The following is a 12,336-nucleotide window of genomic DNA, read 5'->3' as shown; positions in this document are numbered from 1 at the left end:
GATCAATCCATGAACGACAGTCGCTTCATCACGCGTTCGGAGCTGATCGGCATCCTGGTGCTCGCTACCTTGCTCGTCGTGATCCTGCCGCTCTGTCTCGACGTGTTCAGACTCAATCTGATCGCCAAATATCTCACTTACGCCTTCGTCGCGCTGGGGCTGGTGATCTGCTGGGGCTATGGCGGCATTCTCACCCTGGGGCAGGGCGTGTTCTTCGGCCTCGGCGGCTACTGCATGGCGATGTTCTTGAAGCTCGAGGCATCCAGCGTCGAGAACACGAAGATCCAGTCGACCCCGGGCATCCCCGACTTCATGGACTGGAATCAGATCACCGCGCTGCCGTTCTTCTGGAAGCCGTTCCACAGCCTTTCCTTCACCATCGTCGCCGTCGTCTTGGTGCCGGGCATCTTTGCCCTGATCATCGGCGCCGCCATGTTCAAGCGCCGCGTCGGCGGCACCTATTTCGCGATCATCACGCAGGCGGTCGCCGCGATCCTGACCATCCTGATCGTCGGTCAGCAGGGCTACACGGGCGGCATCAACGGCATGACCGACCTGCGAACGCTCAAGGGCTGGGACATCCGTCCCGACCACGCCAAGACGGTCCTCTATTTCGTCGAGGTCGGCTGCCTGTTCGTCTGCATCTTCATCGCACAGTTCGTCAGGCATTCGAAGCTCGGCCGCATCCTGGTCGCGATGCGCGATCAGGAAGACCGCGTCCGCTTCTCCGGCTACAGCGTCGCAAATTTCAAGATCTTTGCCTTCTGCATCGCCGCGGTGTTCGCCGCGATCGGCGGGGCCATGTTCGCGCTCAATGTCGGATTCATGTCGCCGTCGTTCGTCGGAATCGTGCCGTCGATCGAGATGGTGATCTATACGGCGGTCGGCGGCCGGCTTTCGATCCTCGGCGCTGTCTATGGTGCCATGCTCGTCAACTTCGCCAAGACCAGCCTTTCCGAATCGTTTCCAGAGCTCTGGCTGTTCGGCCTGGGCGCATTGTTCATCGCCGTCGTTCTCGCCTTCCCCAACGGCCTTGCCGGTCTCTGGCAGGACTATGTTCAGCCGCGGATCGATCGGTTGATCGCCTCGCGCAAGCCGAAGTCCGGCGCCGGCTGGACCGACAAATCGGTCTCCGACGGCGCGCTGGCCGAATGAGGAGGACGTCATGCTGATCGGTCAACTTCCCAAACCGTTCCTGCTGTCGGTCGAAGCGCTCACGGTGTCCTTCGACGGGTTCAAGGCGGTCAACGATCTGTCGTTCTATGTCGAGGAAAACGAGATCCGCGTCATCATCGGTCCCAACGGCGCGGGCAAGACGACGGTCCTCGACCTGATCTGCGGCAAGACCAAAGCCACGTCGGGCTCGATCGAGTTCCGCGGTAAGGATCTGACCAAGCTGAAGGAGAACGAGATCGTGAAGGCCGGCGTCGGCCGCAAGTTCCAGACGCCGTCGATCTACGATGATCTCTCCGTGTTCGAGAACCTCGAGATCTCCTTTCCGTGCGGACGCACCGTCTTCGGTGCGTTGACCTTCACCCGAGATGCCGCCGTGCGCGAGCGTGTCCACGAAGTCGCGGAGATGATCTTCCTTAAGGACCGCCTCGACATGCGCGCGGCGCTGCTCAGTCACGGCCAGAAGCAGTGGCTCGAAATCGGGATGCTGCTGATCCAGGATCCGGATCTGCTGATGCTGGACGAGCCGGTCGCCGGCATGAGCGTCAGCGAGCGCGCCAAGACCGCCGAACTGCTCAACCGCATCATCAGAAATCGCTCCGTGCTGGTCATCGAGCATGACATGAAGTTCGTCGAGGAAATCGCCCACAAGGTCACCGTTCTGCACCAGGGCCAGATCCTCTCCGAGGGCACCATGGAGCATGTCAAGAACGATCCCAGGGTGATCGAAGTCTACCTCGGCCATTAAGGAGCCTGTTCATGCTGGCTATCAATGATCTCCACGTTGCCTACGGCCAGAGCGAGGTGCTGCACGGCGTCAACGTCTCGGTGGCGCCGGGCGAGATCGTCGCGATCATGGGCCGCAACGGCATGGGCAAGACGACGCTGATGAAGTCGCTGATGGGGATCGTGCCGGCCAGCAGCGGCTCGGTGACGGTGGACGGCGCCGAGCTCGGCGCGCTGCCGAGCTATGATCGCGTCGCCAAAGGCCTCGCCTACGTGCCGCAGGGTCGCATGATCTTCTCGACCATGACGGTGAAGGAGAATATCGAGACCGGCCTTGTGGTGTCCGGCGGCTCGGAAGTGCCCGGCGATATCTATGAGCTGTTCCCGGTGCTGCTGGAGATGAAGAACCGCCGCGGCGGCAATCTCTCCGGTGGGCAGCAGCAGCAATTGGCCATCGCGCGCGCGCTCGCGACGAGGCCGAAGGTGCTGCTGCTGGACGAGCCGACCGAGGGCATCCAGCCGTCGATCATCAAGGACATTGCCAAGACCCTCAGACGCATTCGCGACGAGCGCGGGCTGTCGATCGTGGTCTCCGAGCAGGTCATGAGCTTTGCGCTAGACATCGCCGACCGCGTGCTCGTGATCGAGAACGGCGAGATCGTGCGCGATGATCCGCGCGACAGCGTCGATGCCGCGCAGATCTCGAAATACCTCTCAGTCTAGCCTCAGCCAGTCAACCAAGGGGAGCATCTCGATGCCGGAGACACTGATCAAGGTCGATCTCACCAGGTCGGTCTATGAAAACGACAAGGTCCACAACCGCTGGCATCCCGACATCCCGATCGTCGAGTGGGTCCGTCCGGGCGACGATTTCATCATCGAGACCTATGACTGGACCGGCGGCTTCATCAAGAACGACGATTCCGCCGATGACGTGCGCGACATCGACCTCTCGATCGTGCACTTCCTGTCCGGCCCAATCGGCGTCAAGGGCGCCGAGCCCGGCGATCTCCTGGTGGTCGACCTGCTCGATGTCGGTCCGTTGAAGGAGAGCCTGTGGGGCTTCAACGGCTTCTTCTCGAAGCAGAATGGCGGCGGCTTCCTGACCGACCATTTCCCGCTGGCGCAGAAGTCGATCTGGGACATCAAGGGCCTCTATACGTTGTCGCGTCACGTGCCCGGCGTGAATTTCGCTGGCATGATCCATCCCGGACTGATCGGTTGTCTGCCCGATCCGAAGATGCTGGCGGCCTGGAACGCACGCGAGGCGGAACTGATCGCGTCCAATCCGACCCGTGTCCCCGGACTCGCCAATCCGCCGTTCGCGCCGACCGCACATGCCGGCCAGGCCAAGGGCGACGCCAAGGCCAGGATCGGCCTCGAAGGCGCGCGCACGGTGCCGCCGCGCGAGCATGGCGGCAATTGCGACATCAAGGATCTCTCGCGCGGGTCGAAAATCTACTTCCCGGTCTATGTGCCGGGCGGTGGACTATCGATGGGCGATCTGCACTTCAGTCAGGGCGACGGCGAGATCACCTTCTGCGGCGCCATCGAGATGGCCGGCTGGCTGCATATCAAGGTCGATGTCATCAAGGACGGCGTGGCGAAATACGGCATCAAGAACCCGGTGTTCAAGCCGTCGCCGATCACTCCGAACTACAAGGACTACCTGATCTTCGAGGGGATCTCGGTCGACGAGGCCGGCAAGCAGCATTACCTCGACGTTCACATCGCCTATCGCCAGGCCTGCCTGAACGCGATCGAGTATCTGAAGAAGTTCGGCTATTCCGGCGCCCAGGCCTATTCGATCCTCGGCACCGCGCCGTGCCAGGGCCACATCTCGGGCGTCGTCGACGTGCCCAACGCCTGCGCTACGCTGTGGCTGCCGACCGAGATCTTCGATTTCGACATCATGCCGTCCTCGGCCGGTCCGGTGCAGCACATCAAGGGCGACATCCAGATGCCGATCTCGCCGGACAAGTGAGTGCTGCGTGACGGGGCAGGGGCGGCGACGGCTTTCGCGCCCTGCATTCGCCGCTCATCCGCCATTGCGCAAGGACAAATCCAATGCCGGTCTATGAATATCTCTGCGACGCCTGCGGCCCGTTCACGGACATGCGGCCGATGGCCGAATGCGACGCGCCGCAGGTCTGCCCGCGGTGCGAGATGGAATCACCGCGCGTGATCCTCACGGCGCCGGCGTTCGTCTGCATGCCTGCGGACAGGCGCAAGGCGCACGCCACGAACGAGCGCAGCCGCCACGCGCCGAAGACGCTCGACCAGTACAAGGCCGACCACGGCCCCCGCTGCGGCTGTTGCGCCACGGGCAGCAAGAAAGCGGGACGGCTCGTCGCGAAAAGCAGGAGCGGTGCCGTCGGCTTCCCGACGGCGCGGCCCTGGATGATCAGCCACTGACACGCGTGGCCGTTCGATTGACGGTAGATCCAAACTGGAACGGAAAGGCGTTCAAATGCTTCACGGTGACATTTCTTCGAGCAACGACACGGTCGGCGTCGCAGTCGTCAATTACAAGATGCCGCGGCTGCACACCAAGGCCGAGGTGCTCGACAACGCCCGCAAGATCGCCGACATGGTCGTCGGCATGAAGCTCGGCCTGCCGGGCATGGACCTGGTGATTTTCCCGGAATATTCGACCCACGGCATCATGTACGACTCCAAGGAGATGTACGATACCGCCTCGCAGGTGCCGGGCGAGGAGACGGCGATCTTCGCCGAGGCCTGCCGCAAGGCGAAGGTGTGGGGCGTGTTCTCGCTCACGGGCGAGCGCCATGAGGAGCATCCGCACAAGGCGCCGTACAACACCTTGATCCTGATGAACGACAAGGGCGAGATTGTTCAGAAGTATCGCAAGATCATGCCCTGGGTGCCGATCGAAGGCTGGTATCCGGGCAATTGCACCTACGTGTCCGATGGTCCGAAGGGCCTGAAGGTCAGCCTGATCATCTGCGACGACGGCAATTTTCCGGAGATCTGGCGCGACTGCGCTATGAAGGGCGCCGAGCTGATCGTGCGTTGCCAGGGCTACATGTATCCGGCCAAGGAGCAGCAGGTGCTGATATCCAAGGCGATGGCCTGGGCCAACAACGTCTATGTCGCGGTCGCCAATGCCGCCGGCTTCGACGGCGTCTACTCGTATTTCGGTCACTCCGCGATCATCGGCTTCGATGGCCGCACCTTGGGCGAGACCGGCGAGGAGGAATACGGCATCCAATACGCGGCCTTGTCAAAGAGCCTGATCCGCGACGCGCGCCGCAACAACCAGTCGCAGAATCACCTGTTCAAGCTGCTGCATCGCGGCTACACCGGCACGATCAATTCCGGCGAGAGCGCGAAAGGCCTCGCGGCCTGTCCCTACGACTTCTATGCGAAGTGGATCGCGGACCCCGAAGGCACGCGCGAGATGGTCGAGGGATTGACCCGCTCGACCGCGGGAACGGCCGAATGCCCGATTGACGGCATTCCGAACGAGAAGACTGCGACAAACTATTAGGGCACCGAGAGGCGAGGTGGCCACGGCGAGAGACTTGGCGGCGGGGGTGCGATGACGTGGTGGGGCGGCGGGGGTGCTTCCGCTTGGAGACCACCCGCTTTGCCCCTGGCCGGCCGCCACGCCGAGCTGTTCGAGGGGCGTTGAGTCGACAGTGATGCATGCTGGGGGTGAGCTCGCCGCGTGACCGGCCGGGACGATGATCTGCCCGCTGTTCGCCGCTTTCAGATTCACATATATGCGCGACCGCCACACCCGGGGTTGTCGTCGCCCGGCTTGACCCTATCGTATTCGCCCATTTGCTTCGCTGCCGGGAAAGCGACTCATTCAACCTTTCTTTCGTCGTGGCCGGGCTTGCCGCCTTCGCTACGAAGCTTCGGCGCGCCCAGCCTTGTGCCGGGTCGAAGCCGAAGGCGAAGACCGGTCCCGGCCACCCCGATGAGGGGCGCAGTGCCTCCCTAAGCGAGGTCCATAGCAACTCGGCGCAGCCGAGTTGCGTCCTTCTTGAATGTCGCAAGTCGGATAGGTCCGACTTGCGATGACAAGCCCGGTGACGACGAGGTGGGAGTCGAAGCGCTTCCTGAGGACCGCCAGCGTGGCGCGCTCCCAGGATCTGCTTCAGCAAGCTATTGAAATCAGAATCTCTTTTTTGATGTGTGAATGCTGATCTTCCCCCGAAAAAATGGACAGGGTTAAGCAGCTTTTAGTTCCATCGCGATCGGGCTGATGTAGCCGATGGCCGAATGGCGACGGATACGATTATAGAAGCCCTCGATATAGGCAAAGATATCCCGTCTGGCCTCCTCGCGTGTCGCATAGTGGCGGTGATGGACGAGCTCGGTTTTGAGCGTGTGGAAGAAGCTCTCCATCGGAGCGTTGTCGTAGCAGTTGCCCTTGCGGCTCATCGAGGCCCTGAAGCCTGCGGACTGGAGCATCTTTCGGTAATCGGCCGAGGCATATTGAACGCCGCGATCGGAATGGTGGATCAGGCCTGGACCAGGCCGCTGCGCCGCGATGGCCATCTTCAATGCGGCCAACGGCAGGTCGGTGCGTAGATGATCCTCCATCGCCCAGCCGACGATTTTGCGGCTGTAGAGATCCATGACGGTGGCCAGATAGAGCCAGCCCTGATCGGTCTCTACATAGGTGATGTCGGCCAGCCAAATCCGGTTCGGCGCGTCGGCGATGAAGTTGCGGTCGAGCAGGTTTGGAGCGATCGGGAGATCGTGCCGGCTGTCGGTGGTCCGCACCCGGCGCGGCCGCGCCATGATGGCCCTGATCCCGTGATGGCGCATCAATCGTTCGATACGGCCACGGCTCACCCCATGGCCCTGAGCCTTCAGTTCTTCATGGATACGCGGGCTGCCGTAGCGCCCGTGGTTGTCGCGATGGACCTGTTGGATGTCGTCCAGGAGCTCACGATTGGCAGCGGTCCGCCGGCTCTGCGGGCGCGAGCGCCAAGCATAATAGCCGGCCGGCGATACCTCGAGCACGTCGCACATGAGTCTTACCGGATAGTCGGCGCGGCGATCTTCGATGAAGCGGAATCTCATTTCGGAACTCCAGCAAAGATCGCGATCGACTTTTTTAAAATGTCGCGCTCCATGCGCAGCCGCTCGTTCTCTCGCTGCAAACGAGCGATCTCTGCCGCGTGATCCGCCGACGGCAGCGTCGCCTGCGTTGTGGGGCGCCGCGCCGCCGCCGTCGGTTCTCGCCCAGCCCCACGAAGTTCAACCCAGCGCCGCAACACGGAATCGCGCAGGCCAAGCTCCTTGGCCACCGACCCGATCGAGCGGCCGCTCGAAGCGACCAGATCGACCGCTTGCCGCTTGTAGTCGTCCGTAAACGACCGACGTTGACGTGTTTCCATCCGACACCTCCTGGCTCTCTGAGCCTACTACAGGTGTCCATCAATTCGGAGGAGGTTCATGCGATAGCGCTTTCGTGGGGCGAGGCGACGAGCGCGCGGGGAGGGGGAAGGGGCGCAGACTTATGCCTGCCGCGCGTCCTCGATCATCATCGCTGATCCTTCTCGGCGATCATGGCGGTCGGCGTGTTGGTGTTGCCAGAGGTGATGGTGGGCACGATCGAGGCATCGATCACCGGGACTGTAAGCTGAACTGTGTCGCTGCATAATCCCCGAAGCGGCGAGAAAAGCCGCAGAAGGGAACCAGCCCCGGTCCACGCGACCGACAATGTCGTCAAACCGCACTCGCCCCGACAAGGGTTCTGTACAAAGTCGGCCTTAATCGTCGTTGGTGAGTTCGTCGGGCCACATCTGCGCGCCATGAAGCACGCGCAGGATGCGAACGGTATCGCTGTCGACCAGGTAGGCCGCGACGTAGGGCGTGCGCGAGATGACCAGTTCGCGCGTGCCAGCGACACGCCCGGGTCGACCGCTTTCGGGAAAGTCGAGCAAGCGCCGCGCAGCATCGGCGATCTGTTCGTCAACATGAATCGCGGCACGAGGATTCTCGGCGTCGATGTAGCTGAAGATACCGTCGCGATCGGACCGCGCGTGGCGCGATCAGACGAGCTTCACCGTTTTTGTTCCGCCGCTTTTCGAAGCGCAGCGGCGCGGCGTTGCGCGAAATGCTTTTCGACCTCTGAATCATCAAGATCGGGCCGGGTGTCCGCCAGCGCCTGGCGCACCTTCTCACGGAACCAGCTATCGTAGGCTTGGCTGTTGCGCACGAGCTCGAGCGGAAGCATCCCTTCGTTGGCCGTGCGCGTCAGCAGGATCCTCACGGCGTCGGATACAGTGAGACCCATATTTTCCAGAATCGCGGTGGCCTTTTCCTTCACGTCCGCATCTATGCGGGTTTGGACGAGGGCATTCGAAGTCATGGCGAGCTCCCATATTTCGCCGCTAATGTGATGCATTTGAATGACGTGCGCCAGATAAGTCGCAGTCTCGTGACCGGCGTGATCTTCCCCCGAAAAAATGGACAGGGTTCAGCCCGCTTTTAGTTCCATCTCGATCGGGCTGATGCAGGCGATGGCCGCCCAGGCCACGGAGACCGCAGACTTACGCCTGCCGCGCGTCCTCGATCATCATCGCCGATCCCTTCTCGGCGATCATCGCGGTTGGCGTGTTGGTGTTGCCCGAGGTGATGGTCGGCATGATCGAGGCATCGATCACCCGCAGGCCCGCGACGCCGAACACCCGCAGCCGCTCGTCGACCACGGCGAGCGGATCGTCGGGGCGGCCCATCCTGGCGGTGCCGACCGGGTGGAAGATGGTGGTGCCGATATCGCCGGCGGCCTTGGCGAGCGAAGCATCGTCGTCGCCGACGCCCGGCCCCGGCAGATATTCCTCCGGCGTATAGGGGGCGAGCGCCGGCTGCTTCATCAGGCGGCGGGTGACGCGGATCGCGTCGGCGGCGACCTGGCGGTCTTCCGGCGTGGCGAGATAATTCGGGGCGATGATCGGCGCGCTGTCGGGCCGTGCGTCGCGCAGGCGGATGACGCCGCGCGAGGTCGGCCGCAGGTTGCAGGCCGCGACCGTGATCGCCGCAAAGCGATGCAGCGGATCGCCGAACTTGTCGAGCGACAGCGGCTGGACGTGAAACTGGATGTTGGCGCGCTCCTGGCGCGGATCGGAGCGGGTGAAGATGCCGAGCTGGGACGGCGCCATGGTCAGGGGGCCGCGGCGGCGCAGCAGGTAGTCGAGGCCCATCAGGCCGCGGCGCGCCAGCGACCAGTAGGTCTCGTTGAGCGTGCGGATGCCGTGGACCTTGTAGATCGCGCGCTGCTGGAGATGGTCCTGGAGGTTGCGGCCGACGCCGTCGCGGGCGACGACGGGGTCGATGCCGGCGGCAGCGAGGAATTGCTGCGGGCCGACGCCCGAGCGCAGCAGCACCTGGACCGAGCCGATCGAGCCCGAGCACAGGACGACCTCGCCCCTGGCGCGGGCCTCGCGCGGCACGCCGTCCTGGATGAAGCGCACGCCCACCGCGCGGCCGTTCTCGATGATCAGGCGGTCGGCGAGCACGCCGGTCTCGAGCCGCAGGTTGGGGCGGCCCAGGGCGGGCTTGAGGAAGCCGCGTGCCGACGACCAGCGCCGGCCGCGCTTCTGGTTGACGTGGAAATAGCCGATGCCTTCGTTGTCGCCGGTGTTGAAATCGGCGGTGCGCCGGATGCCCATCTGCGCCGCGGCATCGGCCACGGTGTCGAGCACCTGCCAGGACAGCCGCGGCGCCTCGATGCGCCAGCCGCCGCCGATGCCATGATGCTCGCTCGCGCCGAGGAAGTGATCCTCGAGGCGGCGGAAGGCGGGCAGCACGTCCTCCCAGCCCCAGCCGGCGAGCCCGAGCTGGCGCCAATGATCGTAGTCGGCGGCCTGACCGCGCATCGAGATCATGGCGTTGATGGCGGACGAGCCGCCGATCACCTTGCCGCGGGGATAGGCCAGCGAGCGGCCGTTGAGGCCGGGTTCGGGCTCGGTGCGGAACATCCAGTCCGAGCGCGGATTGCCGATGGCGAAGAGGTAGCCGACCGGGATGTGAAACCAGATCCAGTTGTCGCGGCCGCCGGCCTCTAGCAGCAGCACCCTGCGGCGGGGATCGGCCGACAGGCGGTTGGCGACGATGCAGCCGGCGGTGCCGGCGCCGACGACGATGTAGTCGAAATCCCCCTCGATGGCCCCCGGCATTTCCATTCCCGATTGACGTGTTGCTGTTGTTCCGGTTGCCATAGCGCCGGCGCGTCGTGCTGTACAGCGCCTGAATTTGCGGCACGGCGCCAAATTGTTTTGCTCTTTCCAAGGCTTGGGCCGGCGGCCTCGGCATGTTAGGCTGCCCGCTGCATTATTCTGCATTCTGCGCGCCGCAGCTCGCGACGCAGGATCCGAGCTCAAGGGACAAAACATGCCGATCGTCAATCGCGTTGCCGAATTGCAGCCGGACCTCGCCGCCTGGCGCCGCGATCTCCACGCCCACCCCGAGCTGATGTACGATCTCGACCGCACCTCGGCCTTCGTCGCCGAGCGGCTGCGCGCGTTCGGCTGCGACGAGGTGGTGACCGGATTGGGCCGCACCGGCGTGGTCGGCGTCATTCGCGGCCGGCGCCCGGCGGCTACGCTGCGCGGCATCGGCCTGCGCGCCGACATGGACGCGCTGCCGGTGGAGGAACTCACCGGCCTGCCATATCGCTCGACGACGCCCGGCAAGATGCACGCCTGCGGCCATGACGGCCACACCAGCATGCTGCTCGGCGCCGCGCGTTATCTCGCCGAGACCCGCAATTTCGCCGGCGAGGCGGTGGTGATCTTCCAGCCGGCCGAGGAGGGCGGTGCCGGCGCCGCGGCCATGATCAAGGACGGGCTGATGGAACGCTTCGCCATCGACCAGGTCTACGGCATGCACAACATCCCGGGCCTGGCGCTCGGCAGCTTCGCCATCCGGCCCGGCGCCATGATGGCCTCCATGGACGAGCTGCGGATCACCATCGAGGGCAAGGGCGCCCATGCCGCCATGCCGCACAAGGGCGTCGATTCGCTGCATGCCGGCGCCCAGCTCGTCACCGCGCTGCAGTCCATCGTCTCGCGCACCATCGACCCGCTCAAGTCCGCGGTGGTGTCGATCTGCAGCTTCCATGCCGGCCATACCACCAACGTGATCCCGCAGACCGCGGAACTGCTCGGCACCATCCGCGCCCTCGACGGCGGCGTGCGCGACCTGATCAAGCAGCGGGTGCGCGAAGTGGCGGCGGGCGTTGCCCAGCTCACCGGCACCCGCATCGAGGCCGACATCGCCGAGGGTTATCCGGTGCTGGTCAATCACGACGCGGAGACCGACAACGCGCTGCGGGTGGCGAACGAGATCGCCGGCGGCACCCAGGTGGTGGCCGACACCACCCCGATCATGGGGGCGGAGGATTTCGCCTATATGCTCCAGGCGCGGCCGGGCGCCTTCATCTTCGTCGGCAACGGCGACAGCGCCGGCCTGCATCACCCCGCCTACGACTTCAACGACGAGGCCATTCTCTACGGCACCTCGTACTGGATCCGCCTCGTCGAGACGACGCTGGCGGCGTGAGCCATCACCCAGGCAAGTCAGCGTTCATCCGGCGTCTCATCTGGCGAATCGCCTCACGCCGCATCGGCGCCGCGGCGGCCGTTCTGCAGGAAATCACTGACGAGCTTCAGGTCGTCGAGGAAGCGGGCATATTCGCGCGCCCGTGAGGCTTCGTCCGGCAGGCGCAGCAGGTAGGACGGGTGCACCGTCACCAAGGCCTGGGCGCCGTCGTCGATCGCGATCAGGCGGCCGCGGTTGCGGTTGATCGGCGTGATCTTGCCGAGCACGCTTTGCGCCGCGGTGGCGCCCAGGGCGACGACGAGCTTCGGTTTCACCGTGGCGCGCTCGCGCTCGTACCACTGGCGGCAGGCCCTGATCTCCGGCGTCGCCGGTTTCTGGTGCAGCCGCAGCTTGCCGCGGGGCACGAATTTGAAGTGCTTCACCGCATTGGTGACGTAGACCTTGTCGCGGTCGATCTGCGCCTCCTCCAGCGCGCGGTCGAGCATCAGCCCGGCGGGGCCGATGAAGGGCTTGCCGGCGAGGTCTTCCTTGTCGCCGGGTTGTTCACCGACCATCATCACCGGGGCAGGCGCCGGGCCCTCGCCGAACACCGTCTGGGTGGCGTTTTTCCACAGCGGACAGGCACGGCAGGCTCGCGCCTCCTGCCGTAGGTCCTCCAGCGCGGCTGCGGCGCGCGATCGCGATGACGGCATCACCGGCTCCTTGTTGGCGGCGGCAGGGCGTTGGGCAGGCGCTCGCTTTATCGTCGCACCAATCGGCGACGCCCTGGCGAAGTTCCGCCGCCGGCGCTGCGGTCCGGCGGCTGGAAAGCGCCTTGACTCCGCCGGCCGCCTTGGTCTTATATAAGAACATATCATGAACAATTGGCGGGGTCATTGGTTATGAACTGGT

Annotated in this window: 10 protein-coding genes and 2 pseudogenes; 7 read left to right on the top strand and 5 right to left on the bottom strand. The window is 64.3% G+C overall.

The window, feature by feature from the left end:
* Positions 1-9: 9 nt before the first annotated feature.
* From urtC to DB459_RS26590, 6 genes are all read left to right on the top strand, one after another.
* Positions 10-1,155, top strand: coding sequence for an urea ABC transporter permease subunit UrtC (gene urtC / locus DB459_RS26615; RefSeq protein WP_253710269.1), 1,146 nt, complete (start codon positions 10-12; stop codon positions 1,153-1,155).
* Positions 1,156-1,165: 10 nt separating this feature from the next.
* Positions 1,166-1,921 carry an urea ABC transporter ATP-binding protein UrtD gene (gene urtD / locus DB459_RS26610; protein WP_253710266.1) on the top strand — a complete coding sequence of 252 codons (756 nt, stop codon included), beginning with the start codon at positions 1,166-1,168 and terminating at the stop codon, positions 1,919-1,921.
* Positions 1,922-1,932: 11 nt separating this feature from the next.
* Positions 1,933-2,622 (top strand): urea ABC transporter ATP-binding subunit UrtE, encoded by a 690-nt coding sequence (gene urtE / locus DB459_RS26605; RefSeq protein ID WP_253710263.1) that lies wholly within the window; start codon positions 1,933-1,935, stop codon positions 2,620-2,622.
* A 31-nt stretch (positions 2,623-2,653) separates the two neighbouring features.
* Entirely contained in the window at positions 2,654-3,883 is a 1,230-nt protein-coding gene (gene fmdA / locus DB459_RS26600) for a formamidase (RefSeq protein ID WP_253710260.1), read from the top strand.
* A gap of 83 nt (positions 3,884-3,966) precedes the next feature.
* Positions 3,967-4,314 carry a zinc ribbon domain-containing protein gene (locus tag DB459_RS26595; RefSeq protein ID WP_253710258.1) on the top strand — a complete coding sequence of 116 codons (348 nt, stop codon included), beginning with the start codon at positions 3,967-3,969 and terminating at the stop codon, positions 4,312-4,314.
* A gap of 55 nt (positions 4,315-4,369) precedes the next feature.
* Positions 4,370-5,410, top strand: a complete 1,041-nt coding sequence (locus DB459_RS26590; RefSeq protein ID WP_253710255.1) for an aliphatic amidase — start codon at positions 4,370-4,372, stop codon at positions 5,408-5,410.
* 689 nt (positions 5,411-6,099) lie between these two features.
* Here DB459_RS26590 and DB459_RS26585 read toward each other — a convergent pair.
* The 4 genes and pseudogenes from DB459_RS26585 to DB459_RS26570 form a co-directional block, all read right to left on the bottom strand.
* Positions 6,100-7,277, bottom strand: a protein-coding gene (locus tag DB459_RS26585; protein ID WP_253710251.1) for an IS3 family transposase whose coding sequence is annotated in 2 segments (ribosomal slippage) — positions 6,100-6,960 and positions 6,963-7,277 — 1,176 coding nt in all. Because the reading frame shifts where the segments join, the coding sequence is not laid out codon by codon here.
* A 375-nt stretch (positions 7,278-7,652) separates the two neighbouring features.
* Positions 7,653-7,934, bottom strand: a pseudogene (locus tag DB459_RS26580) (type II toxin-antitoxin system RelE/ParE family toxin); the annotation flags it as partial.
* Positions 7,935-7,945: 11 nt separating this feature from the next.
* Positions 7,946-8,254, bottom strand: coding sequence for a type II toxin-antitoxin system RelB/DinJ family antitoxin (locus DB459_RS26575; protein WP_253710248.1), 309 nt, complete (start codon positions 8,252-8,254; stop codon positions 7,946-7,948).
* Positions 8,255-8,435: 181 nt separating this feature from the next.
* Positions 8,436-10,061 carry a GMC family oxidoreductase gene (locus tag DB459_RS26570; RefSeq protein ID WP_253710245.1) on the bottom strand — a complete coding sequence of 542 codons (1,626 nt, stop codon included), beginning with the start codon at positions 10,059-10,061 and terminating at the stop codon, positions 8,436-8,438.
* 214 nt (positions 10,062-10,275) lie between these two features.
* Here DB459_RS26570 and DB459_RS26565 point away from each other — a divergent pair, with 214 nt between their 5' ends.
* Positions 10,276-11,445, top strand: coding sequence for a M20 aminoacylase family protein (locus tag DB459_RS26565; RefSeq protein WP_253710242.1), 1,170 nt, complete (start codon positions 10,276-10,278; stop codon positions 11,443-11,445).
* A gap of 53 nt (positions 11,446-11,498) precedes the next feature.
* Here DB459_RS26565 and DB459_RS26560 read toward each other — a convergent pair.
* Positions 11,499-12,239, bottom strand: a pseudogene (locus tag DB459_RS26560) (UdgX family uracil-DNA binding protein); the annotation flags it as partial.
* Positions 12,240-12,336 lie beyond the last annotated feature (97 nt).

The sequence above is a fragment of the Bradyrhizobium sp. WD16 genome (assembly GCF_024181725.1).
GTDB lineage: Bacteria > Pseudomonadota > Alphaproteobacteria > Rhizobiales > Xanthobacteraceae > Bradyrhizobium_A.
Note: the sequence above shows the minus strand (reverse complement) of the source record. Positions and strands in the feature narration are given on the sequence as shown.